This window comes from Rhodococcus gordoniae, assembly GCF_001646655.1.
GTDB classification, from domain to species: Bacteria; Actinomycetota; Actinomycetes; order Mycobacteriales; family Mycobacteriaceae; genus Rhodococcus; species Rhodococcus gordoniae.
In genome coordinates this window covers 1-23,120 of record NZ_LPZN01000017.1, presented here as the reverse complement: position 1 = coordinate 23,120, position 23,120 = coordinate 1, and the positions used below count along the sequence as shown (strand labels likewise).

Here is a 23,120-nt window from a genome sequence, read left to right as displayed (position 1 = left end):
GTTGTCGTACTCGACGGCGGGTGCAGAGGTGACGCCGCAGCAACAGGCATGGGAGCATCGGTCGTGATCTCTTCGGGTTTTGAGCCCGGTCGGCGGCGACGGGAGGCCGGATGAGTTGGCGGGGTGTGTTGTCGTGGCTGGATGTGTGGGGGCCGTTTGTAGTCCTAGTTGCGTGGGTTGTTCTGGGTGGGCTGATTTTTGTGCCGGATGCCTTCATTGAGCCGTCGGGCTGGCACTGGTTCCGGTTCGGGTTGTGGGTGTTCGTCGTGGTGGGTGCTGGTTGGGGGTGGGCCCGGAAGCGTCGTGGTGGTGTGCCGGCGAGAATGGTGGCGCCGGAGGATGTTCCGGGGGTGGATGTGGAGGCTGCGGTGGCGTCGTCGTCGGATCGGGTTTCTGCGGTCAGGGTGTTGCGGGAGCGGCATCCGGATCGGGACTGATGTAGGAGTAGGTGACATCTGAATTGTGGTGCCGTCAGGCACTGCTGGAAGGATGGACCCCGTGCCCAAGCCCTATCCGAAAGAGTTCCGCGACGACGTCGTGCGCGTGGCCCGAAACCGAGAACCAGGCCAGCATCTGCGGCAGATCGCCGCGGACTTCGGCATCAGCGAATCCTGCCTGACCAACTGGATGCGAAAGGCCGACATCGAGGACGGCATCACACCTGGTTCCACCGCCAGTGAGAACGCCGAACTGCGCGAAGCCCGCAAACGCATCCGTCTGCTCGAGCAGGAGAACGAGGTGCTGCGCCGGGCTGCGGCGTATCTGTCGCAGGCAAATCTTCCGGGAAAAGGCTCTACCCGCTCGTGAAACAGCTCGCCGCGGACGGGATCCCCGTCGCGGCGAAAGTGCCGGGTTCTTGAGCTCGCCCGTCAGCCCTACTACCGGTGGCTCGCTCGTCCGGTCACCGACGCCGAGTTCGAGGAGGCGTATCGGGCGAACGCCCTGTTCGACGCCCACCGCGAGGACCCGGAGTTCGGTTACAGGTTTCTCTCCGACGAGGCCCGCGATGCGGGTGAGTCGATGTCGGATCGGACAGCGTGGCGGATCTGCTCGACCAACAAGTGGTGGAGCTCCTTCGGCAAGAAACGTGGCTCGAAGAAGGGCCGTTCCGGGCCGCCGGTGCACGACGATCTCGTCGGCCGCGTCTTCACTGCGGACGAGCCGAATTGCTTGTGGCTCACCGATATCACCGAACACCGCACCAACGAGGGCAAGCTCTATCTGTGTGCGGTCAAGGACGTCTACTCGAATCGGATCGTGGGCTACTCGATCAGCGATCGGATGAAGTCCCGGCTCGCCGTGGCCGCCCTCGAATCTGCGGTGGCCCGGCGAGCTTCGGCCGCCGGGTGCGTGGTCCACTCCGACCGCGGATCGCAATTTCGTAGCCGGAAATTCGTCCGCGCCCTGAGCCGCCACGACTTGGTCGGATCGATGGGCCGGGTCGGGGCGGCCGGCGACAACGCCGCGATGGAATCGTTCTTTGCGCTGCTCCAGAAAAATGTCCTTGACCGGCAGCGTTGGGTTACACGCGAGCAGTTACGCATCGCGATCGTGACCTGGATCGAGCGGACCTACCATCGCCGGCGACGCCAGCTCCGGCTCGGCAGATTGACGCCGGTCGAGTTCGAGACAATCATGACCACACCAGCCGCACACGCTGCGTGACCGAAACTGTCACCGAATCGTGCAGCAGTCCCATCTGGGGTTGAAGGCCGCTGTGGATCTGGTCGATGGGGTGCTCCGCAGAGATTCGCTCCGAGGCGGGTGACTCGGTCCCTGCGTCTGGTCTCGGGCGGGGGCAGGGCTCCGAAAAAGTTGCATAGTTGCATGCCAGATGCGGTTCCGCTTCGCTGGCGGGGGCCGGTGTCGATCGGTCCTGAACGACACAGGCCGGAAGGGCGCGTGACATGAGTGTCATGAACACGGCCCAGGACACGGCGCGGTTGCCCGAAGCGCTGACCTACATCGACGGCGAGTTCAGCGACGCTTCGGGCGAGACGTTCTCCGTCGTCTCCTCGTCGACGACCGCGTCCTCGGCGGCCCGCGCGCTACCGGGCCGAGCAGATCGCCGTCGCCACTGCCCAACTGACGTCTCTGCGGATCGAGCACTGTGCGCCGGATGTAGTTCACCACCCGTCGGATGCGTCTCGCGCATGTTCCGCACCGCCTCGTCTCGGGCGGCGTCGACCTGGGCCGGAGTGCCCACATTCGGCACTGAGCCGATCACCGGAGCGTAGTGGTCGACGACCGGTTGTCCGGCGGCGCGTAACCCGTCGTCGGTCTCGTAGCGTGTCGCACCAATCCCACGGCAACCCCGGCCGGGTCGGCGACGGCACGCATCGAGACGCGGTCCTCGCCGTGTGTTGTCCGACAGTCCCGGATCGGTCGAAGGGGTGCTGTCAGTGAGATACTTTCTTCTCGACCGCGTGGCTGGTCGTACTGCTGTTCCAACCATCAGGGCCACGATGAGTACGAGGCGGGACAACATTGGCGAGGGTAGGGGTCGATCCGACCGCACTGGTGGGGAGAGACCGCGAACTTGCCGAGCTCACGAAGTTCGTGGGTAGAGCGGCGACGGATGGAGCCGCAGCCCTCCTCACCGGAGATCCGGGAGTGGGGAAGACCGCGCTCCTGGACGCGACCGCCGACCTTGCGCTCACGGAGAAGATGCGGGTCATCCGCGGCAGTGGCGTCGAGTATGAAACGGACATCAGCTTCTCGGGTCTCCACGAACTCGTGGCCTCGCTCCCTCGCGAGATCAACGGTTTGCCCGATGCTCCGCGAGAGGCCCTCGAGGTCGCGATCGGCCTTGGCACCGGCCCCACACCCGACCGGATCGCCGTACTGAACGCGGCGCTGGTGCTGTTCAGCGAGGCCGCGAAGGAACAACCACTCCTGGTCGTCGTCGACGACCTCCACGCTCTCGACGACGCGAGCCGATCCACGTTGTCATTCGTCGCCAGAAGGCTCGCGGGCCGCCGAATCGGACTTCTCGGAGCCTGGCGCACCGAGACCGACGAAGTGTTCCGGTCGATCGGCCTCACCGAGCTCGCGATCGCGCCTCTCGACGACGCGGGCGCACTGCGGTTGCTCTCCACAAGTTTTGATCATCTACCTCCCCGGGTTCTGCAGACGGTGGCACGAGAAGCTCAGGGCAACCCACTCGCTCTGCTCGAGTTCGCCGGCGCTACCAGCGTGTCCGGGGACACGGATCTGCGTGGATCGTGTTGGACGAGCGGGCAAGGGCGAGATGTCCGCGCTCTGTACGCAGCCCGCATCGAGCAACTACCGCAGAGAACCCGCGACCTACTCCTGCTCGCGGCACTCGAGAGCTCCGGCGACCTCGGGCTCCTCGAAGTGGCTGGTGGACCGAGCACACTCGACGGGCTCGCTCCTGCAGAACGCGACCACCTGCTCGAGGTCGCCGAGAACGGTCGCGCCATTCGCTTCCGACACCCGCTGGTCAGGTCCGCGGTGGTCGACGGCGCCACAGGAGAACAGCGTCGCAGTGCGCACCACCGCTTGGCCGAGGCACTCCTCGACCAACCGGAACGCCGCGGTGACCATCTCGCGCGAGCCACGACGGTGCCCGACGAAGTGGTGGCCTCGGTCGTCGAGACCGCGGCGCAGAGCAGTCTGCGGCGCGGTGACGCTGCCGGCGCCGTCGCTCGTCTGCGTCGCGCCGCCCAACTGACTCCAGACTCGGGGAACCGAACACGCCGCCTCTCCCGAGCGGCGTACATCGCCGCATGGGTGGCCGGCCGACTGGACACCTCGCACGAGATCATGCGTGAGATGCACGGGAACCCGCCGGAGGCGCTGGCCACGGCCGCGGCCGCTGCCCTTCTGGTGCTCGTCACCGAGGGGGATGCAGATACCGCCCACGCATTGTTGATGAAGCTGATCGAGGAGAACCTGGACCCCTCCGAGCTGCCACGTGGCGAACTCGAGACTGCGCTCTTCACCCTGACCCTCGCCAGCCACTACTCGGGACGCGACGAGCATTGGCAGCCCTTGATCGGCATCCTCGGCCCGCTTCCCGAGGATTCGCCCGCGGCAGCAGTGTCCATGGGCCGCGTCCACTACGCCCCAGGGTCCGTCACGGACGACATGCTTCGTCGACTGGATGACGAGATCTCCCACCTCGAAGACCAGACCGACGCCGACATCGTCGTTCGCACTGCCCTGGCCGCCTCGTACCTCGACCGGCTTTCAGGCTGCCGTGAGGCTGTTTCTCGCATCGTCGGCGATGACGGCGCGGTCGGCGCGAGCATGCCGGGGCTCATGTTCGTCGCTCTGGACGACCTGCACAGCGGCAGGTGGCAGTCATCGGCCGACGCTGCCGCCGAGCTCATCACGTTGTGTGAGGAGACCGGCTACCACCTGTTCGGCCAGGTCGGTCGCTACATCGCGGCGATGGTCGAAGCTCAGCGCGGCGACCTCGATGCGTGCCGTGTCCACTGTCAGCACATCTGGAGCTGGTCGGAGCCCAGAAGGTTACGGCGGTTGGAGAACTGCGCCCACCAGGCAGCCGCCCGCGCGGCCATCGGCGCCGCTGACTTCGACACAGCCTTCCAGCACGCTACGGCGATCTGCCCGCCCGGCGTGTTACCACCCTTCAACCCCGAAGCGCTCTGGTCCGCACCGGACCTCGTCGAGTCGGCACTACGCACCGGGCGCGGTGCGGAGGCGCGGCGGCACGCCGACGCGCTGCGTGCGGCGGGTGTCGACCGCCTGTCACCACGATGGGCGCTGAGCGTGGCGACAGTCACCGCAATGACGTCGGAACCCGACGACATGGTCCGACGATTCGAGGAGGCGCTCGCGCTCCCGGCCATCGAGCACTGGCCCTTCGAGGTAGGCCGCGCACATCTGGCGTACGGCGAAGAACTGCGCAGACGAGGACGCACCCGTGACGCGCGGGTGGAGCTGAACGCTGCCTGTGCCCAGTTCGAGCGGGTCGGGGCCCGGACCTGGGAGGCCCGGGCGAAGGCTGAGCTTCGCGCCACGGGAATGACGCGCGCTTCCCGGGGCAATGTCGGCACCAGACTCACGCCACAAGAGCTCGAGGTCGCCAGGCTCGCAGCAACGGGGCTGTCGAACCCGCAGATCGCCTCGCGACTCTTCCTGTCACCGCGGACCGTCTCGTCACATCTTTATCGGTTGTTTCCGAAGCTGGGGATCACATCCCGTGCCGCTCTCCGAGACGCTCTCGACGCTCTGCCTCCCGAAGCGCCGACCACCCGGTAAGTGGGGTCCGCGAGCCGGGTGCCGTGCTGTAGAGGACCCGACTCGAGTAGACGGCCATGACATGGCAGTCAACTGACGGAGGCTGCTATCACCGCGCTGAGCGACGCTGGTGGAGTCAACAATTCACCCGGCACCCGGGCCGAATGCGAGGAGTCCACCATGCCCTTCCTCACAACCGATGACGGGTCGAGATCTTCTACAAGGGTTGGGGCGCCGGCCGGCCGATCATGTTCCACCACGGCATGGACCGCCCGAATCGAACCCAGGAGGATTGCCGATGGAGAACGCATCGTCGAGGGCGTATCCGGTCCTGCCTCACGGAATGTGCACGGTGAACGCCGAGACCATCAACGCCGACAAACGTCGGCAGAACCGTGAGTTGCTCGAGCCATCCGAGCGCACCGCGAATGCGGGACCTCGTCCCCCAGATGCTCGAACTGGTCGAAGGTTCCACCACGAACGTTGCCGATTCTCCACGCACTTCTTCACGCGCGGCACCGGCACCACCACATGCCACGAAAGAGGAAACATGACAACCACATTGATCACCGGCGGCAACAGGGGTCTCGGCTACGAAGTGGCCCGCCGCCTCATCCAGGCCGGCCAGACCGTCTGGATCGGCGCCCGCGACGCCGAGAACGGCCGCGCGTCCGCCGACCGGCTCGGTGCCCACTTCGTCCAACTGGACGTGACCGACGATGCGTCGGTCGACGCTGCAGTCGAGACACTGCGCGGGCAGGTCGGCCACCTCGACATCCTCGTCAACAATGCCGGGATCCTCGGGGAAGTCACCCCACCCGAGGACATGACGGCCGACCAGATCCGCCTCGTCTACGAAACCAATGTCTTCGGGCTGGTGCGTGTCACGCACGCATTCCTGCCCCTGTTGCGGGCTGCGACCGCCCCTTCGGTCGTCAATGTCACCAGCGGACTCGGATCGTTCACGATGACCCAGGACCCGGAACGAGTCGAGTCGCAGTACCCGCTCGCCGCCTACGGCTCATCGAAGAGCGCGGTCACGATGCTGACAATGCAATACGCCAAGACCACCCCCGACGTTCGCTTCAACGCGGTGGACCCCGGCCGGACTGCAACCGAATTCACCGGCCGGGTCGGACACAGCGTCGAGGACGGCGCCGAGGCAGCGGTGCGCATCGCCACCCTGGGAGCCGACACGCCCACCGGCACGGTCACCGACCGCGCCGGGGTGCTCCCCTGGTGATGCGACAGGCTCAACGCGGCGACTCCGAGGAAAAACGGGCGGCACCGCTGGAGTTGTTCTACGACCTCGTGTTCGTCTTCGCCATCAGTCAGGTCTCACACCTGCTGCTGGAGCACCTTACCTGGGCCGGCGCAGGCCGAGCGGTGCTGATCCTCCTCGCGGTCTGGTGGTCGTGGAACTACACCACGTGGGCCACCAACGAGCTCGACCCGGAAACCAACGCCGTGCGCATCCTGCTGATCGCTCTGATGCTCGCAAGTCTGCTCATGGCGATCGCAGCACCGGAGGCCTTCGGCAGCAAAGGACTGCTGTTCGCTGCCGCTTACGTCTCGATCCAGGTGGGCCGTCATCTCTTTCTGACGTTCGTCGTCGCCGCGAAAGGCACGATCGAACGCGAACGGGCCGGCCGGATCCTCATCTGGTTGACCGTCGCCGGCATGTTCTGGATCGCCGGCGGTTTCGCGAGTGATGAAGCACGCGTGGGTGTGTGGATCGTCGCGCTGGCGTTCGACTACTGCGCGCCGCTCTTCTACTTCCGTGTCCCGGGCCGGCCTCGGTTGGCCGGCGGGACATGGGATCTGGCCACCGACCACTTCGTCGAACGGTTCGGGCTCTTCGTCATCGCCGCACTCGGAGAGACAATCGTCATCACCGGTACGACCGTGGTCGATCTTCGGCTCGATGTGATGACTGTGACCGCGTTCGGCGGAGCGTTTGTCGGGACGGCGGCCTTGTGGTGGCTGTACTTCACCTCGACCCGAGAGCTTGCTCACAACGCCCTCGCTCGATCATCTTCTCGAACACAGTTGGCCCGCGACTCCTACACCTACGGGCATGTCCTGATCATCGCAGGCATCATTCTGACGGCAGTCGGCGACGAGTTGGTCATCACGCACCCTACCGACCGCTTGTCGTCCGCACAGATGAGTGCGGTCATCGGCGGACCCACCCTCTACCTCGTTGCCCAAACTGTGCTTCGGCTACGGGCCACACGAACCATCAGCGCTCCACTGGTGAGTGGAACGCTCGCGTGTCTCGCCATCGGGATCGTCGGCACGGCTCTGCCGGGTGTAGCTGTCAGCGCGCTTCTTGTTACCGTCTTGGTTGTTGTCGTTCTCGTTCAGGAAGTGCAACGAAGAAGGGCCACACAGGAGGTCCGATATCGGTCTCCTTCTGGAGTGTGACGTCGGTCGGATCGTTCCGCGAACCGATCACCGATGTGCCGGGACGAGCGGTGATCGTGGCTGTCCGTGCCTGTAGCAGTGCCGCCACGCACGACGCAGAGGTGTATGGGGATTCGGGAGGACGTCGATGAGCGGTGACCGTGAGGCGGTGTGGGCGTCGATGTTGGTGGCTGCAGCGCTCAGCGGCGTCGTCGGCGGTGGGCTCGGAGTCGTGGCAGCGATAGTGGTGGTGGAGGTCTTGCAGGCGCGCCGGGTCGGGTGCTTCCTCACCCGGATCGATGGGCAGGGCAGTTGGAGCTGCCCGGACGGAATCGCTTATGTCGTTCCGGTCCTGGCTACCGTCTCGGTGATCTGGATGATCGCAATGCTGTTCTTCGTGTACCGGGAGTTTCGTGGTGCAGGCGCCGAGAGCCGCTTCCGCGCGGCGACCATCTCGAGCACCGTCGCCGCGGTTCCTCTGATCATCCAAGTGGCGGCGACGGTGCCGGCCGGTGTGGCCGGTGGTGTCGATCCGGGCCTGGTCTCGCTGGGAACCGTGATGTGCGTTGCGGGGATTGCGGTGTCGATATTTCGGCGCCGCAGCCGGACGGGCTTCGTGGTGTCGTGCGCGGTGTCGGCGGTGTCGGCCCTGATGGTGGCGCCGTCTGTGGTTCTGCTCGCTCCGGTCCTTGTCGCCGTGGCGGGAGCGTTGGTGGCGGCAATCGTGCTCACTGTGACGGGGACACGATCAGGTGATCCGCTGCCGCACTGAGCGGGCGGAACGCGCTGGGTGGGTGCTTGTCGTCCAGCGCGGTCGATTCGTGGTGGACCAGCGCGCGGTTCGGAGGTGATGGCTCCGACCGTCGTCAAGCGCCGCCTCGCCGACGTGCACCGCCCGGTGTAGCTGTCGGTCGGCGAGTCTCGGGTGCGGAGGCGTGCGTGGGGTGCCTGGGATCGGAGGTTCCCTCGGCCTGCGCCACCGTCGACCGAACCCCGCGCGATCACACTCGGCACCTGATCCGGTTCGGTGCGCGACGTCCGGTCTCAGGCACCCTGAGCGGGGCCGCACCGCCGCCGACTCGACGATGATGTCGTGTCGGGCGATCGATCACCGCCATGGTCGTGTACCACGACGAGAAGTACCGCACGATCGTCGGAAACCGACCGTATGCGATGTGGTGTATTCGAGTCGAAGTACATGCTGTCGCCTTGCTCCAGAACGATCACTCGGTTCGGGATCGTCACCTCCACGACTCCACTCTGGACGAAGATGAACTCCTCTCCCGCATGCTCCATGTACTCGGAGCCGGCTTCGGTGGTCGGATGAACGATGAACGGCTGCATCGACTTCCTGACCATCCGCGTGGCCATCGCGTCGTAGACGGCAGCACTGGTCGAGGCGTCTTCCGGTATCTGCACACGCTCGTTGTGCCGTTCCACTGTCATCACCGTCTCGTCGGGATTCTCGGAGAACAATTGGCCCACATCAGTATCGAGTGCACGAGCGATCTTGAGTGCAACCGCGATCGATGGCGTGCTCAACCCCCGTTCGACCTTCGACAGGTAGCTCTTGGTGAGCCCCGTGCTGCTGGCCAGAGCATCAAGCGTCAAACCCGCTCTGCGCCGATGCGACCTGAGAAACGCTGTCACGTTTCGTCCCTCCTCCTGTACCTCCTGGTCCTGGACAAATCTACTCAAACCCTTCGACGGTTGCATGCAGGACACTTTGTGTCCTATCGTCTACATAGTGTCTTCGTGTCTACGGAAAGGGCGCTCGGATGTCTACGACGATGAACCTCGGTAAGGCCGAGTTGATGGATACCGCCAAGAAGGCGATGCTCACCCAAATCCCCAAAGCTCAATGGACCGATCGTCAGAAGATCGCACTGACCTGCCGGGCGCTGTATGACGCCGGCCACGACTCCGGCCTTGCGGGACAGATCTCGGCGCGCGGAGAGGAGCCGGGCACGTTCCTGACGCAGCGGCTCGGGCTCGGCTTCGACGAAATCACGGAGGGGAATCTCCTTCTCGTGGACGAGGACCTCAATGTTCTCGACGGTGACGGTATGGCCAACCCTGCCAATCGTTTTCACAGCTGGGTGTATCGCGCGCGTCCGGATGTCAACTGCATCGTGCATACGCATCCACTTCATGTGGCGGCGCTGTCCATGCTCGAGGTTCCCCTGCAGATCTCGCAGATGGACATGGCGCCGCTCTACGACGACTGCGCCTTCCTGCCTGATTGGCCCGGGGTGCCGGTCGGCAACGAGGAAGGTGAGATCATTTCTGCGGCACTAGGGGACAAGCGGGCGATTCTGCTTGCACATCACGGACAGCTCGTGGCGGGCTCCACGATCGAAGAAGCGTGCTCCCTCGCGCACCTGATCGAGCGGGCGGCGCGACTGCAATTGCTCGCGATGGCCGCCGGCGACATTCAGCCGCTGCCGCCTCGCCTCGCAAAGGAGGCTCACGATTGGACGCTCACCCCGCGACGCAGTGATGCGAATTTCGCCTACTACGCCCGCAAAGCACTGCGCTCACATCCGGATGTGATCGAGAACAAGTAATTCCACCACGTTCAGTACGCACCCGCACAACACACTTGGAGCATCAATGACCAGTACCGTCTCCGGAATCGTCGCCTATCCCGTGACACCGTTCGAAACCGCTGACAACGATGTGATCAATGTGGAGATTCTCCGCCTGCTGATCGACCGGATGATCGATGCCGGTGTCGACGCCATTGCGCCTCTCGGTAGCACCGGGGAAGCGGCTTACCTCGATCACAGCGAATGGATAACTGTGGCAACAGAATCCATCCAGACCGCCGAAGGGCGTGTAGCGACGATCGTCGGGGTCTCCGACCTGACCACAGCAGGTACGGTGCGACGCGCGAAGATCGCCGAGCGTCTCGGGGCGACGGCAGTGATGGCTTTGCCGACGTCGTACTGGCGCCTCACCGAGGAGGAAGTGCGAACCCACTTCACCACCCTTGCCGATTCCATCGGAATCCCCGTCATGGTGTACAACAACCCAGCCACGACCGGCATCGACATGCAGCCCGAACTTTTGTTCGATCTGTTCAGCAATGTCGAGAACATCACGATGGTCAAGGAATCGACCGGAGACGTGACGCGCATGCACCGCCTCCGCGAGCTCAGCGGTGGGGAGCTTCCATTCTTCAATGGAAGCAACCCGCTGGCCCTGGAAGCGCTGCGCGCGGGGGCGACAGGCTGGTGCACGGCTGCGCCGTGCTTGATCCCTCACGAGATTGTCGACTTCTACCGCGTGGTCGCTACAGGAGATGCCGAACAGGCGGACACCATCTTCCGCCGCCTCCGTCCCTTCCTCGACATGATCGTCAGTCGGGGGCTGCCCACCACGATCAAGTCCGGTCTGAAGGGCCTCGGAATCGACGCCGGCCTCCCTCGCAGGCCGCTGCTTCCCCTCGGTGATCCCGAGGCGGGCAGGCTCCGCGACCTCATTGGCGAATGTGTATCGCATGCAGATGTCCCACGCGGCAACTGACAGGGACTTACGCTCCCTTGCCGTTCGCTCCGCGCGCTGACCGAACTGCAGGCGTGGACGGCCGGTGCGATCGTCATCGGCGTGTTTACCTCTTCGGATCTCGGACGTGGGTGGCTGCCGCTGGCCGAGACCGGCACCTACCATCTGGTCCCGGCCTTGGTCACCGCGCTCGTCGGCCTGGGCGCTGCGGTGGCCGGGGTGGGACTGCTGCTACGCCGCCGCCAGGGCACACGTGACCCGGCGCCGCTCAGTGCTCGGTGACCGCCGCGCAGGTGATCACCCCCGCACGGTCAGCGGCGCCGGATCGATATCGACTCCGGATCCGGTCGCGATCAGCGCGAACACCACCTGCCGGCCCTCGTCGCGCACCTCGAGGTCGATGCCGTCGGTGCTGTGAAACTGCGGTCATCACGACACCAGACATTCACGTCTTCGATAGCAGCCCGATGGCCCGCGGTCTGCCGGTCGGCAGGTAGGGCGCCATCCCCGTGGGGATAAGTTGGATGCGATCGGTGCGCTCCCGATGTCGCGAGGGGATCCATTGGCATTCAGAAGGATTCAACGAGGGAGCCATAGTTCGATGGCCTATCGTGTGGTCGCGCTGATCGGCGTCGCTGTCGGTGCGGTGGTATATGGCGCGGCGTTCTTCGTCAACGCGCCGATCGAGGTCTGCATCGATCAGGCGACACCAGGTGCAGCAGAGGCCGGTTCGCGGGAGGCGACAGCGGCGAGCTTCAGCACGACGTGGGTAGGTATCGTCGGGTCTCGTTGCGAGCTGGCGTTCACGTCGGGCGTTCATGTCGATGACCTCGTCGTGGAGTGGGGCCCGTCAGGTATCGCGATCGTTGGTCTTGTCGTTGCCGTGGTCTCACTGGGGATCTGGTTCCGTTTACGCGGCGGACGTCGACGAGCGAGGGTAATCGGCTCTGTCATCAGTGGTTTCCGTGAAGCAGCCCGAGGAAACCCGAGCTTCCGGATGTCCACCGAAGGTTCGACATGTCTGGCGTTGCGATGACCGCCGGAAGCCACCGAACGTCGAACGAAACGGTCGTTACCATAGGAGGTATGGAGCGCTCTGCTCGATCGAACCCATCCTTTGATGAGGGAAGCATCGAAGGACCGAAGACCCGGTCACGAATCGGCCGGCTGTTCCGATGGCTGAGTTTCCGCCTTCGCCACCTCATGGATGATCGAAAGCCCAGTGGATATTCGAGCCTCGCGCCGCGGCGTCCGGACGGCACCCGTGGACCGATCTTTCCCTTCAATTCGAGTGGCGGCGGCGCCGGATCCGGTGGGGCGTAGACCAATGCTCGGGGTTCGTTGCGGGCGGGTGTAGCTGCATGTCACTGCGTCGGGGTCCTCCGGTACGAGGCCCGGACGCAGCGACCGGCTGATCCGAGCGAAAAGTCGTTTCAGTGCAGCGTAAGTCGTTGATCGGAGCCGTCGGCGAAGCCCGGTGCAGTTCCACGATCCAGCGACCGGACTTGACGTCGCCGTTTCGGACGGGGGTCCTCGCGAGCGTATTCGCCGCGCGCTCTCGATCGCCCGAATGGCGAAAAGGATTACCGATCGCGGACGATCGTCGAAGAATCGGCCCCGCAGAACACGTCCTGTACTGGCCGGTCGAACACGGCACTGACATGCATTGCCAGGTCCGAACTCGGCCGCTGGTCTCCCCCGCTCGAGTGCGCCCGATCGTCTGTGCGTGCGCCCCGCTCAGTGCCGCCGGTTGTCGGTGGGACAGTCCGTGCTTGCGCCGTAATTCCCGAACACTGTTGCCGAGGCGACGTGTTGTCCCGTTCCGAGGCATGCGTCCATTTCAGAAAAACCAACGAAAAACAATGTTCTGAAACTGAATGATGGGTTGGCCTGGGCAGAACAGGTCGTGTCGGATCCCGAGACCGACCGTAAGTTCCCCCGGCCGAGGGAACTGTCGACCTGCGCGCTACGCCTTTTCCTATCAGCTGCCGCACGTTCATTGCCGCGTCGTCAAGCCTGCCGCGAGGCCGGCAACCCCTCGCGACCGGCCTCGTCCATGTGGTGAACCTTCGCCGACACGGTCGGAGCTTTGCGACCTTGACGTCTTCGGTCATCGGGTGGCTGCCAGCCGATTGTGCGTCGTAGCGGATTCCCCACCCGCCCATGTTGGGGATCTCGTGTCGATCATCCGGTCCGGTTTCAGCCAGGTTGCTCTATCCGGGTGGCCCGATAATGGTAGCCGTCCTGATCGGTGACCTGTTCCCAATCGAGGACCACGGTGGCTCCGACGGCTACGGTACGAAAGCCCTCGCCGATGATGGTGCTGTAATGCGCCCAGCATCCGCCGGGGGTCTGGTCGGAATCGATCACTCCCCAGCCCTGTTCGTCGTTCCACTCCCGGACCGTGCCGACGGTTTGGCCGGTCACCCGAGACGGGACCGGTACGGGAACGTCGGTGAAGTGCTCTTCCTCGATGCGGCCGTCGGGATGAACCGACCACACCCGCGCCCCGAATCCGGCAGGACGACGGACCGGTTGTTCTCCGGCCGGCCATGCCCGCACACACTCGAATTCGAATTCGACACCCGCCGCCGGGTTCTCGGCGCGAACCCATTCGAACTCCACCTCGTGGCCCGGCGTCAGAGCGGGAAACCCGTCCACCGCAACGGTCGCGAAGTCGACATGACATCCCCCGGGAACCTCATCGCCGTCGATCACACCCTGCATGCGCTCGAGATCCCAGCTGCGAACCACACCTCGACTCGACACCGCGCCGTGATCTCCCGCCCCGGTTTCCTCGACACTGTCGCCGGCTGCAACCCCATCGGGGCCGGATACAGCACCGACCGTCCATATCCCCACTGCTGCGACCGCAGTCAGCATCACCGCGGCAGTGACGGCCCGTACCGCTGTGCGCACCACGTCTCCTTCCGCCTCGGTGATCCCCGCATTCCGACACTGGCGACGACTGCGGTGCGGAAAGTCCGGGTGTGCACCACCGGACTTCCCGTCGGCCCACGCACAACGGGGAGGAATGCGCGGACCGAGCGGCCCCGTCGCTCCGAGGAGGGAGAAGGAGCGGGGACCACCGATAACCACATATGGACTTTCGCCTCCAGCGTTACATTTCGGCCACACGCCCCCACGAGGGTGGTGTTTACCCGTGTCGTGGGTACCTGGTGGCGCGACACCGGCAGTGCGCGGCACATCAACGGCGCTGGACCGGAGGGGAACCTGCGGTGATCCCTACCGGTGGTTGGTGAGATGCGGCTGCGATCATCGGTGCGGGCCCGCAGAGGTGTCGGGTAGGCGTGTCAAGATCACCGCCATGAACACACAGACGAGCCCGATTCTGGAGTCGACGGTGGTGCTGGCGATGGATTACGGGCAGTTCTGTCTCGACGGCGGACTCGGGGACATCGACAACGAGCTCGAGCTGCTCGAGCAGGCCCAAGCGGAGCAGCCCAGCGCCGGCGACGGCACCATGGTCGTGGTGTTGTGCCCGCATCAGAACAACTTCGAGATGATCGTGGAGGTGCAGGTCTTCGACCGCCGCCCCGCCGCCGATCGCTCGGAGTGGCAGCAGGTCAGCGAAGACCGCCTCGCAGTCGATGCGCCCGGGATATTGAGTCTGTCGTCCCCGACCACCGAGCCGGTCACCGTGGCGGTGCCGCCCGGCCAGTACGTGGTGCAGGTGTCCGGGCGTGGTTTCGTCAACTACGGCTGGCCCGGTTCGACTACCCCTGGGGATGTGTGGCGGCTGCGGTTGTGGCCCGACGACGGTAGCGTCCTCGAACCCGCACAACTGTGGGAGATGCCCGGATACGGCATCCCGGAGAACGTCCCGCCCTCGACGGACGGATCAGGCGGCTCAGAGACGGACGGATCATGAAGCCGCAGCCGCAGCCGCAGCCGCAGCCGCAGCCGAGGTCGGTGGTCGTGACTGTGCTGGTGTTCACCGGGTTCGGTGTGGTGTGCGGGATAGCCGGCGCTGCGGTGTTGTGGTGGTTCGCCTCGCAGCCGTTCGATTTCTACACCGCCGGCTATCAGCCGCTGGACTTCGCGTCGGCCCGCATCGATGCGCCCTCGCCGTACGGGTACATGGCTGCACTGGTCCTCGGTGGTGGCGTGCTGGGAGCGCTGGTCGGTGCACTCGTTCACTGCGTCGGGTGGAGTCTTGCGCGGCGTGCACCCGAGTAGGAAGCACCGCGTAGGCACGGGCCTGCAAAAGCGTCAGAGGAAGGCAGTGGGGGACAGGACGGTCTATTCCCCGATATTGCCGGGTTCGCCGCCGCGCCGTAATTCGTCGATGTGTAGTGGCGTGTGCTGCGGGTCTTCGCTGCATCTCGCGATAGGTTCTCGACCGGTGTCTTCGTCAGTGGTGTCTGCCGCGGATGGCCCAGCGATGCATCAACATTGCAGCGAGAACGACTACCGCAATGATCAGCAGGGATTTCTGCCACAGGGGGCGGATGTCGTCGATGCCGATCGGCCGTGTCTGCGGATCGGGCTGGTGAGGTGGTCCGTACACGGTGTGCGCCGCGTCTCGGGTGTATGCGTTGGTCGATGTGGTTGTCGCAGAACATGCTTCGATTGACCAGGGTGCGTTCTTCGTTTCATGGGTCGAGACGAATGCGAGATACTCGATGCCGAGGGTGAATCCACGTCCGCACGCGGAACCTTGGGTGCTCGACGACACGACGGTGGTGGATCCGACATCCCCGGTAAAGACGCTGTGAACGTCGAACTCGTAGTAGACGGTATCCCCGTCGGTGCGTTCTCCGGTGGCGGTGCCGGTGAAGGCGGCGGCAGCGCGGGAGATCTGTTCGGTGATGTACGGTCCGTTCGGCTCGTATGCGCATGAACAGGCATGTGCGGTGGCCGGGGCGGACAGCGGTAGTGCTGCGCCCATACCGACCGTGAGGACGAAAGACAGCAACCACCGCATTGTGGACTCCGTTCCCCCGGGCCGATGACCGTCGGGTTTACGGCTAGATCCTAGCGAGAGGGCTCTGCGTGGTCTTCTCATGCCCATGGCTGCACGTCGCATGGTACCGACCCAGCCGGTTGTTGCGCTCGATCCCGCGCCGGGCGATGCGACGCCCGCAGCCACCGCCGGTGCACGAGATGGTCGTAGCCCTTGTCCGCCCGAACCCGGCCGGACTCGCGGCGGGGCGGCCCCCGATGCGAGCGCACCACCTTCGATCGCGGTGACCATCGGCAGCAACATCACACTGCCGTGGGTGTTCGCGCAGGTCACTGTCGACGTCGATAGAGGTGAAGTTCTTCTTGCCTGACATGAACTTCAATCATGAAATGGAGACCGGTCCGGTTGTGCCGGTCACGGTCCACTGCCCGTCGACCTGGTCGAGGACGTAGGTGAGGCCGAGTCCGCAGTCGATGCCGCACCAGAGTCCCGCGCCGATGTGGACTGTTCCGTCGTCCTGCGGCCAGGTGGGGGACAGGCCGACGATGACGCCGTCGTGTGCGACCCCGGTCAGGCCCTGCCGTGCGGGATCTGCGTACTGCTGTGGATCGGCGGTGAACTCGACCGGCGGCAGATCCGCGGACTGTGCGCTGATCTCGTTCTTCAGTTCCGTGTCGAACGGTGGCCCGTCGGCGACGGTGAACATGTGTGCGCTGCGTGAGGCAGGGCCGTCGACGATGTAGACGGATCCGATCGGGGTCGGTGCTGTCGCGAAGGGATTGTCGACGAGGATGAGGTGGTGCAGGGCGGTGGCATAGAGCTGTGACTGCTCGCTGGGTGGCGGGGGACTCGTGGGCGGGTCGAGTTGATCGGTGCCCGCGTGGGTGTCTGTGCTCGCGCAGCCGGCCAGGATGGCAGCAAGGATCCCCGAGAAGGTCGCCGCTCGAACGCTCATGGTTCGGATGGTACCGATTGCCGGATCGATGTTGGCTTTTCGTGGATCCGCTGGAGGGGTCCGCTCGCCCGACACAGTCCGGCGGTTGCGCTCTGGTGCGAGGGTTCGTGCGAAGGTGAGTCATGACTGTCGCTGGGCGTCCGGCTCGTTGGTGGATCGTGCTGTCGGGGGTGACCGCGGTCCTTGTCGGGTTGGTGTGCGGGGTGATCGTATGGACGTTCGTCCCGCCGGTGGTGTTCTTTCCGTGGTTTGCTCTGGCGTCCTGGGTTCTTCTGATCCTGGGTGCGGTGTGGTTGGTGGTCGGGTTGGTCGGCTGGTTCAAGTTTCGCGCTCTGCGCGTGACCGCGATCGCGCCGGCGTTGGTGCTTGCCACCGCGGTGCTGGTGGTGTGGTCGGTTCCGTCGACGGTGGCGTTTGCGGTGTCGAAGGGGTCTTTGGTCGCAGCGTCGGCGCAATGTGCGCCGTCCTGGGACGGTCGGCGGATCGGGGTGTATCAGGTGCGGCGGATTCAACCCGTCGACGGTGGGTGTCTGTTCTACATCGAAGGTGGGCTGATCGACCCGATCGGACTTGCGTATCTGCCCGGTGGCGCGCCGTATCTGGGTAAGCCCCGCCACGACGGCGACATCGGGTACGAGCAGTACAGCGGCGACTGGTATCGATTCGTGGAACGTTTCTGAGCTCTGCCCGCAGGTACGGCGGTAGCGCTGAGTTGATTGCTGGACGGCGACCCCTGGGGCCGACCGGTCTGTCGGCGGTTCGTATCGCGATCCTGTAGCGCTGCGAAGGCGATCACCGTGATAATCAGGATGGATGTGTGGATCGGGTGCGGTCGCGCTGTCGTTCGACCGACAGCCCACGGGGCTATCGCCACGAGCGCGACCAACCCGATTGCCAACGGCGTCATACCGATGAGACTGCCCGAAAGACCGTGCCCCGGTGCGCAAGACGTCGTCGAACCTGCGGACGCCGGTATCGCGCGAACGTGTCGGTTTCCGGTGCCACTGTCGTAGAGCGGGCGGTCAGGCTTCGGACCAGGTTTCGGTGTGGGTATCACGCACCCAGTCGACGATGTCGCCGTCGGCGTGGACGTCGTCGGTGAGCCAGAACGTTTCGTCGGGTGCCCAGCCCGCGATCACCGACGCCGTGTCACCATCGACGTCGATGGCAGCGCCCGCAGCGGCGAGATAACCGGCCACGGTCAGGTGCACTCCTCCGTACACCTCGGCGACGGCCCGCCAGTCGGGCAGAACCCACTTTCCGTCGCGGCCGGTGGTGCGGTACCAGTCGTGACGTTTCTGGGCGGTGACCTCGAGTGGAAACCGCCGGCAGAGTTGCGCCCAGTCGTCGAGGCCGTAGATTTCGAATACGTCGACGGTGTCGGGAACGATGTGTCGCCGTGCCCCGGTATGGTTCTCGCCTCCGGAGTCTTCGACGAACCACAGGCATGCGGGTGAGCCGTCGTCCAGTGCTCGTGTGGAGCACGGGACGCCGAGCGGCGTCGACCACCACACCCCGGACCAGTTGGCCGTCGGGTTGGTGGGGCGTTCCCGTGCTGCTCGTTTCTCCTCGGTGACGACCTTCTCGCGCCAGGTGGCGAGCGCGTGTCCGACCCGAGGGACATTGGCGTGTGGTTCGACCCAGCCCAGTGACCACTGCTCGTCCCGCACGATGCCGGTGGTCCACCACCGGGTGCGCTCCGATGCGGTGAGGTGCTCGGCGATGCGTCGCAGTTGCGGGCGCACCGGCTCCGTCGCAGCGAGAATGTCGTCGCCGTCGGGTTCTTGCCAGTATCGGGCGGAGTCGGTGGTGGCGGCGAGCACGGTGCGCAGGTCCTTTTCCGTCACGTCCGGCAGCGGCACGTTCGCCAATCGTCGCGCTACGTCGCCGGGGGAGATGTTCGGGAGGGGTCGGTCGGCGCCGGGCCCGTAGAGGACGCCTGCGGTTCCGCGTGCCATGTCGATGCGGTAGGTGGCGTAGAAGACGCCCGACGAGAACGAGTCCTGCGTATGCCCGTCGCGGGTACGGTCGTCGGCGATCTGCGCGTATTCGAGGAGAAGACGGCGACCGCGCGGACCGGCCGGCAGTGTCTCGGTCAGGTTCGCCGGAGTGTCCCGTGCCGTCATGGCGTCCAGTAGATCATTACCACCGCGACCGTGACGGGCGGACGATTCTGACGCCGCGGCGCGCGGCGTCAGGTCACCGACCCGATGTGTGTTCGACCTGTCGCGGGGCTCCCACGCTCGTCGCCCGCCACATCTGAATCAGGTAATCCTCGACGGGGTCGCCGTCGAGATAGCCGTCGAAGCGAGTATCTCTGCCTCGGACGCAGATACGGACTCGGTATCGGTGGTTGCCGGGCTCGGTGATGTCGGAACTGCCATTCGGAATCCACCGCAGCCGATCAGGCTCCCCACCACTGCGCCGGTGCCGGCCGCCATCGAGCAACCCCGCCCCACGAAGGAGAACTGAGTCGATGTCGCGAAGCGTAATCGAAGACCAACTGCTCGCCGAGGTGGTCATGGGGCTGCCGCTGCCGGGCATGGCTCTGGAAGCTGTGGCGGCGGCATCCCACTGCTGACGGGTGGGAACACCGGAGCAGCAAGTGGGCTCCTGGTAGGGGCAGGGACGTAAGCACTCGCCGACCTACCAGGAGTTCACCCGTATTCGGGCCGTCACACGCCGACGCTCACCGAGTTTTCAGATGCGCCGAGTCGTTGACATTGTGCTGCGCCTCACATACGGTCTCCGCAACACATTCAAGTGAAAATATTTCATTTGAATTTGTTCCTCCGGGGCGTCCACCCCAGAGCGTCACCCTTCTACAAGGAGCGTGTCGTCATGGCACTGTCGGTACAGGAACTTCTGGCGAACAAGGGCATATGCCCGCCGCGGGATCGGATCGCCGCGCTCGAGTCCAAGTGGGCCGAGATCGTGCAGCGACGCGGTGACCTCGGGGCCGTGGCAGTCGACGACGCGGACATTTCTGTTCGCAATATCCCGGGAGGCGACCATGTCCGCTGACGAACTCGTCACCAAGTCGGTGACCGAACTCGCGCCCCTGATCGAGAGCAAGCAGGTGTCTCCGGTCGAGGTCACCACGGCGCTACTCGATCACGCCAAGGCGCTGAATCCGGAGATCAACGCCTACATCAGTTTCCGCGAGCACGCCCTCGACGATGCCCGACGTGCCGAGGAAGAGATCGGCCGAGGCGATTACCGCGGGGTCTTCCACGGAATTCCCTTGGCGCTGAAGGACAATCTGTATGTAGGTGGCGAGGTCACCACGATGGCATCGAAGATCCACAAGGACTTCGTGCCCACCGAGGACGCGTCCGTGGTGCGCCGTCTCCGCAATGCCGGCGCCGTGCTGACCGGCAAACTCAACATGCACGAATACGCATGGGGTATCGACAACAACAGTCCGCACTTCGGCAGCGTCCAGAACCCCTGGAATACCGCGAAGGTGCCGGGGGGCTCCAGCGGCGGCTCGGGAGCGGGCGTCGCGGCGCACATGACCTACGCGACCCTGGGCACCGACACCGCCGGCTCGATCCGGATTCCTTCCGCCGTCTGCGGCATCGTCGGCCTCAAGCCGACGCACGGTCGTGTCCCCAAGGACGGATGTTTCCCCCTCGCATGGACTTTGGATCACATCGGACCGATGACCAAGACCGTGGACGACGCCGCGGCGATGCTGCAGGTGATCGCCGGGTTCGACCGTGCGGATCCGACAGCGGTCGATGTCCCGGTGGGGGACTACACCTCCCATCTCACCGGTGATGTCTCCGGATTGGTGATCGGCGTCGAGGAGGACTACTACTTCCGCGACGTCGACAACGAGATCGAACGACTCGTACGCGCCCAGATCGACGAGCTCGTGTCTCGGGGCGCCCGGGTACGGACGGTCGAGATCCCGACCCTGCGCTACTCGGAATGGGCCGAACTGGCCACCAGCCTGTCCGAAGCATCAGCGATTCACCACAACGACCTTGTGCACCGGGCCGACGACTTCGGGACCGACATCCGCTTCCTGTTCGAACTGGGGGAGCTGTTCTCCTCGGTGGACTACCTTCAGGCGCAGCAGGTTCGGCGCCAACTCAAGAACGACTTCGGAGCGGCCCTGTCCGAAGTCGATGTCCTGATCGCCCCGACCCTGCCGGTGATGGCTCCGGACATCGGATCGTCCGAGGCCGACCTCAACGGAACGAAGGTCGATCTCATCGACTCATTCATCCGGTTCACCGGCCCGAGCAACCTGACCGGCCTGCCCGCGATGTCCGTTCCGGTGGGCTTCAACGGTGATCTGCCCGTCGGCCTCCAGATCATCGGTCGGGCCTTCGACGAGCGCACTGTGCTCAACGTCGGCAAGGCGATCGAAGCCGGCGGACCGATGGGGGATCGGACTCCTCCCGTGCTCCTCTGAGCCTGCTCGACCCACTGCACCTGCTCGACCCGGATATCCGGCCTGCCGATGCCTTCCGGCACGGCGCCCGGCCGTCCGGTTCGAGTGGGGTGTTTCCTCTCCTCATCGAAGGGAAGTCACATGGTCCCCGTGGCGCTGTTGTTCGTCGGAGCGGTGCTCCTGGCCAACGGGTTGGTCTTCCTCGACAGGGTCACTCCGCGATCGGCCGTGGCGATCAATCTCCTCACCGGCGCCTTGCTGGTCGGCACGGCACTCGTGCTGCTCCTACCCTCGGACAGTGCCTCGCCCGACGGGCTGGCGTCGGCGGTGGCGGCCGGAGGGTTCGCATTGTTCGGCTTCACCTACCTCACGGTCGCGATCAACTCGCTCTCGAACGCTCCCGGCGCCGGCCTTGGCTGGTACTGCGGTTGGGCCGGGACGGTCGCCCTCTTCCTGTCGATGGTGCATTTCGTTCAGCTCGGGGACGCTCGTCTCGCCTGGCTGTGGCTGGCATGGGCCGTGCTGTTCGCCGCCTTCTTCCTCGCCCTGACCACCCCCGCAGCGGAATGGGCCGGCAAGGCGACGGGAATGCTCACAGTCATGCAGTCGCTGTCCACTGCGAGCATCCCCGCTGCGCTGATGCTTACCGGGAAGTGGGACGACACGCCGGTACTTGCCGTCGCTGTCACGCAGATCGTCGTCGTCATCGTTTACGTTCTCCACGTCGCCGATGCTCGGCGCCGCTATCGATCGACCACCACCCGCGACCGCGCGTCCGTGACGACGACCTGACAATCTACAGTGGAGGACCCATGCGATCAGTGGCCCTGTCGGCCGTACTGATCGGGATGCTGATCGCATACGCACTGTTTGCGCCGCGGGTTCAGATGGTCGACCTGGTCGGCCGTCTGGGCCCGATCATGCTGTTCCTCGCCACCATTTCGATCGTGATCAACCTTGCTGCCAGGGCGGGGGTGTTCCACCGGGTCGCCGCAATCGCGGCCAGAGGACGCGCCGCCAGCGGACCGGGGCTATGGATTCTGGTGGTGCTGCTGTCTGTGGTGTCCACGATCTTTCTTTCCCTCGACACCACCGCCGTTCTCGTGACACCCCTGGTATTGGCGCTCGCCGGGCGGGCCGGCAACGATCCGATACCGCTGGCACTGACCGTGGTGTGGATCGCCAACACCGGATCGCTCCTACTTCCGGTGTCCAATCTGACGAATCTGCTGGCGATGGAGACGGGACTGTTCGACGAGACGAGTCACTATGTGAAAGTCGCCGCGATGCCCGCAGCCGCATCGCTCGCGGTAACAGTGGGATTCGTTTGGATGGTGTTCCGCAGGCGCCTACGCACACCCACCGGAACCCCGGTAGCGTCGCGCGAGCCCGGCACACCGGCTTCATCGCACCCGCTGCTTCCCTTGGCCGGGATCGTCATGGTGATACTGCTGCCGCTGCTCGCGACGTCGATCCCCTTCTGGTGGTCGACGTCGGCGGCGGCCATGGTGCTCGTGACAGCCTTCGCGGTCACCGACCGATCGGCTCTGCGCCCGAGCTTGATCCCGTGGACAGCCCTGGCTCTCGCCATCGGCCTGACCGTTGCGGTTCAGGTCGTTCATTCCCTCGGCGTCGAACAGCTTGTTCGTGCGGCGTTCGCGCACCTGGAGGGCGACTCCGTCGTGTCGCGT

General features: G+C 65.0%; 21 protein-coding genes and 3 pseudogenes. 18 read left to right on the top strand and 6 right to left on the bottom strand.

The genetic code is table 11. The annotated features are described in order from the left end of the window. Positions 1 to 498: 498 nt before the first annotated feature. The 7 genes and pseudogenes from A8G18_RS09435 (at position 499) to A8G18_RS09410 (ending at position 8,407) form a co-directional block, all read left to right on the top strand. Positions 499 to 1,665 (top strand): annotated as a pseudogene (locus tag A8G18_RS09435) (IS3 family transposase). 242 nt (positions 1,666 to 1,907) lie between these two features. Next, positions 1,908 to 2,237 (top strand): hypothetical protein, encoded by a 330-nt coding sequence (locus A8G18_RS22745; RefSeq protein WP_147290711.1) that lies wholly within the window; start codon positions 1,908 to 1,910, stop codon positions 2,235 to 2,237. Positions 2,238 to 2,520: 283 nt separating this feature from the next. Further along, positions 2,521 to 5,250, top strand: coding sequence for a helix-turn-helix transcriptional regulator (locus A8G18_RS09425; RefSeq protein WP_245207819.1), 2,730 nt, complete (start codon positions 2,521 to 2,523; stop codon positions 5,248 to 5,250). 159 nt (positions 5,251 to 5,409) lie between these two features. Further along, positions 5,410 to 5,492, top strand: a pseudogene (locus tag A8G18_RS23035) (alpha/beta fold hydrolase); the annotation flags it as partial. Positions 5,493 to 5,779: 287 nt separating this feature from the next. Beyond that, on the top strand, positions 5,780 to 6,472 hold the full coding sequence (locus A8G18_RS09420; RefSeq protein WP_064063786.1) for an SDR family NAD(P)-dependent oxidoreductase: 693 nt from the start codon (positions 5,780 to 5,782) through the stop codon (positions 6,470 to 6,472). Then, positions 6,472 to 7,656, top strand: a complete 1,185-nt coding sequence (locus tag A8G18_RS09415; protein WP_064063664.1) for a low temperature requirement protein A — start codon at positions 6,472 to 6,474, stop codon at positions 7,654 to 7,656. The genes A8G18_RS09420 and A8G18_RS09415 overlap by 1 nt, the downstream gene beginning before the upstream one ends. Positions 7,657 to 7,783: 127 nt before the next feature. Then, positions 7,784 to 8,407, top strand: a complete 624-nt coding sequence (locus tag A8G18_RS09410; RefSeq protein ID WP_064063663.1) for a hypothetical protein — start codon at positions 7,784 to 7,786, stop codon at positions 8,405 to 8,407. Positions 8,408 to 8,679: 272 nt separating this feature from the next. On the opposite strand, the gene A8G18_RS09405 is transcribed toward A8G18_RS09410, so the two are convergent. Then, on the bottom strand, positions 8,680 to 9,285 hold the full coding sequence (locus A8G18_RS09405) for a helix-turn-helix domain-containing protein (RefSeq protein ID WP_026003175.1): 606 nt from the start codon (positions 9,283 to 9,285) through the stop codon (positions 8,680 to 8,682). Between the two features lie 128 nt (positions 9,286 to 9,413). On the opposite strand from A8G18_RS09405, the gene A8G18_RS09400 reads away from it, so the two are divergent. From A8G18_RS09400 to A8G18_RS09385, 4 genes are all read left to right on the top strand, one after another. Next, positions 9,414 to 10,202 (top strand): aldolase, encoded by a 789-nt coding sequence (locus tag A8G18_RS09400; RefSeq protein WP_064063662.1) that lies wholly within the window; start codon positions 9,414 to 9,416, stop codon positions 10,200 to 10,202. 46 nt (positions 10,203 to 10,248) lie between these two features. Continuing rightward, positions 10,249 to 11,163, top strand: coding sequence for a dihydrodipicolinate synthase family protein (locus A8G18_RS09395; RefSeq protein WP_064063661.1), 915 nt, complete (start codon positions 10,249 to 10,251; stop codon positions 11,161 to 11,163). 81 nt (positions 11,164 to 11,244) lie between these two features. Further along, complete coding sequence (locus tag A8G18_RS09390) at positions 11,245 to 11,424, top strand: hypothetical protein (protein ID WP_016933627.1); 180 nt, start codon at positions 11,245 to 11,247, stop codon at positions 11,422 to 11,424. Positions 11,425 to 11,743: 319 nt separating this feature from the next. Next, complete coding sequence (locus A8G18_RS09385) at positions 11,744 to 12,178, top strand: hypothetical protein (protein ID WP_064063660.1); 435 nt, start codon at positions 11,744 to 11,746, stop codon at positions 12,176 to 12,178. 1,163 nt (positions 12,179 to 13,341) lie between these two features. Here the strand turns inward: A8G18_RS09385 and A8G18_RS23340 are convergent. After that, the gene (locus A8G18_RS23340) at positions 13,342 to 14,061 is read right to left on the bottom strand and encodes a cold-shock protein (protein WP_245207817.1); all 720 of its coding nucleotides are present in this window, start codon (positions 14,059 to 14,061) and stop codon (positions 13,342 to 13,344) included. 409 nt (positions 14,062 to 14,470) lie between these two features. Between A8G18_RS23340 and A8G18_RS09375 the strand changes: the two genes are divergently transcribed. Together A8G18_RS09375 and A8G18_RS09370 are read left to right on the top strand one after the other, a co-directional pair. Further along, positions 14,471 to 15,034 (top strand): hypothetical protein, encoded by a 564-nt coding sequence (locus A8G18_RS09375; protein WP_064063784.1) that lies wholly within the window; start codon positions 14,471 to 14,473, stop codon positions 15,032 to 15,034. A gap of 47 nt (positions 15,035 to 15,081) precedes the next feature. Further along, positions 15,082 to 15,342, top strand: coding sequence for a hypothetical protein (locus A8G18_RS09370; protein ID WP_245207816.1), 261 nt, complete (start codon positions 15,082 to 15,084; stop codon positions 15,340 to 15,342). Positions 15,343 to 15,517: 175 nt separating this feature from the next. Here the strand turns inward: A8G18_RS09370 and A8G18_RS09365 are convergent, their stop codons facing one another. From A8G18_RS09365 to A8G18_RS09360, 3 genes and pseudogenes are all read right to left on the bottom strand, one after another. Continuing rightward, complete coding sequence (locus A8G18_RS09365; protein ID WP_064063659.1) at positions 15,518 to 16,090, bottom strand: hypothetical protein; 573 nt, start codon at positions 16,088 to 16,090, stop codon at positions 15,518 to 15,520. 103 nt (positions 16,091 to 16,193) lie between these two features. After that, positions 16,194 to 16,402: pseudogene (locus A8G18_RS23335) on the bottom strand (IS5/IS1182 family transposase); the annotation flags it as partial. Positions 16,403 to 16,451: 49 nt separating this feature from the next. Further along, positions 16,452 to 17,024 carry a hypothetical protein gene (locus tag A8G18_RS09360; RefSeq protein WP_064063658.1) on the bottom strand — a complete coding sequence of 191 codons (573 nt, stop codon included), beginning with the start codon at positions 17,022 to 17,024 and terminating at the stop codon, positions 16,452 to 16,454. A gap of 122 nt (positions 17,025 to 17,146) precedes the next feature. Here A8G18_RS09360 and A8G18_RS09355 point away from each other — a divergent pair, with 122 nt between their 5' ends. Continuing rightward, on the top strand, positions 17,147 to 17,704 hold the full coding sequence (locus tag A8G18_RS09355; RefSeq protein ID WP_064063657.1) for a hypothetical protein: 558 nt from the start codon (positions 17,147 to 17,149) through the stop codon (positions 17,702 to 17,704). A 342-nt stretch (positions 17,705 to 18,046) separates the two neighbouring features. Here the strand turns inward: A8G18_RS09355 and A8G18_RS09350 are convergent, their stop codons facing one another. Further along, a complete protein-coding gene (locus tag A8G18_RS09350) occupies positions 18,047 to 19,150 on the bottom strand; it encodes a hypothetical protein (RefSeq protein ID WP_084421645.1) in 1,104 nt (367 codons plus the stop codon). A gap of 715 nt (positions 19,151 to 19,865) precedes the next feature. Here A8G18_RS09350 and A8G18_RS09345 point away from each other — a divergent pair. The 4 genes from A8G18_RS09345 to A8G18_RS09330 all read left to right on the top strand — a co-directional run. After that, the gene (locus A8G18_RS09345; RefSeq protein WP_064063656.1) at positions 19,866 to 20,048 is read left to right on the top strand and encodes a hypothetical protein; all 183 of its coding nucleotides are present in this window, start codon (positions 19,866 to 19,868) and stop codon (positions 20,046 to 20,048) included. Then, positions 20,038 to 21,450 carry an Asp-tRNA(Asn)/Glu-tRNA(Gln) amidotransferase GatCAB subunit A gene (locus A8G18_RS09340; protein ID WP_064063655.1) on the top strand — a complete coding sequence of 471 codons (1,413 nt, stop codon included), beginning with the start codon at positions 20,038 to 20,040 and terminating at the stop codon, positions 21,448 to 21,450. The genes A8G18_RS09345 and A8G18_RS09340 overlap by 11 nt, the downstream gene beginning before the upstream one ends. 120 nt (positions 21,451 to 21,570) lie before the next feature. Beyond that, entirely contained in the window at positions 21,571 to 22,221 is a 651-nt protein-coding gene (locus tag A8G18_RS09335; protein WP_064063654.1) for an AmiS/UreI family transporter, read from the top strand. 29 nt (positions 22,222 to 22,250) lie between these two features. After that, a partial coding sequence (locus A8G18_RS09330) for an SLC13 family permease (protein WP_064063653.1) occupies positions 22,251 to 23,120 on the top strand: 870 nt, incomplete at its 3' end.

Excerpts from the sequence above, each read along its gene's own strand:
- A8G18_RS09345 (WP_064063656.1), top strand. The coding sequence starts at position 19,866 with ATGGCACTGTCGGTACAGGAACTTCTGGCGAACAAGGGCATATGCCCG.
- A8G18_RS09355 (WP_064063657.1), top strand. The coding sequence starts at position 17,147 with ATGACTGTCGCTGGGCGTCCGGCTCGTTGGTGGATCGTGCTGTCGGGG.
- A8G18_RS09400 (WP_064063662.1), top strand. The coding sequence starts at position 9,414 with ATGTCTACGACGATGAACCTCGGTAAGGCCGAGTTGATGGATACCGCC.
- A8G18_RS09395 (WP_064063661.1), top strand. The coding sequence starts at position 10,249 with ATGACCAGTACCGTCTCCGGAATCGTCGCCTATCCCGTGACACCGTTC.
- A8G18_RS09375 (WP_064063784.1), top strand. The coding sequence starts at position 14,471 with ATGAACACACAGACGAGCCCGATTCTGGAGTCGACGGTGGTGCTGGCG.
- A8G18_RS09335 (WP_064063654.1), top strand. The coding sequence starts at position 21,571 with ATGGTCCCCGTGGCGCTGTTGTTCGTCGGAGCGGTGCTCCTGGCCAAC.
- A8G18_RS09360 (WP_064063658.1), bottom strand. The coding sequence starts at position 17,024 with ATGAGCGTTCGAGCGGCGACCTTCTCGGGGATCCTTGCTGCCATCCTG.
- A8G18_RS22745 (WP_147290711.1), top strand. The coding sequence starts at position 1,908 with ATGAGTGTCATGAACACGGCCCAGGACACGGCGCGGTTGCCCGAAGCG.
- A8G18_RS09340 (WP_064063655.1), top strand. The coding sequence starts at position 20,038 with ATGTCCGCTGACGAACTCGTCACCAAGTCGGTGACCGAACTCGCGCCC.
- A8G18_RS09365 (WP_064063659.1), bottom strand. The coding sequence starts at position 16,090 with ATGCGGTGGTTGCTGTCTTTCGTCCTCACGGTCGGTATGGGCGCAGCA.
- A8G18_RS09415 (WP_064063664.1), top strand. The coding sequence starts at position 6,472 with ATGCGACAGGCTCAACGCGGCGACTCCGAGGAAAAACGGGCGGCACCG.
- A8G18_RS09385 (WP_064063660.1), top strand. The coding sequence starts at position 11,744 with ATGGCCTATCGTGTGGTCGCGCTGATCGGCGTCGCTGTCGGTGCGGTG.
- A8G18_RS09420 (WP_064063786.1), top strand. The coding sequence starts at position 5,780 with ATGACAACCACATTGATCACCGGCGGCAACAGGGGTCTCGGCTACGAA.
- A8G18_RS09350 (WP_084421645.1), bottom strand. The coding sequence starts at position 19,150 with ATGACGGCACGGGACACTCCGGCGAACCTGACCGAGACACTGCCGGCC.
- A8G18_RS09410 (WP_064063663.1), top strand. The coding sequence starts at position 7,784 with ATGAGCGGTGACCGTGAGGCGGTGTGGGCGTCGATGTTGGTGGCTGCA.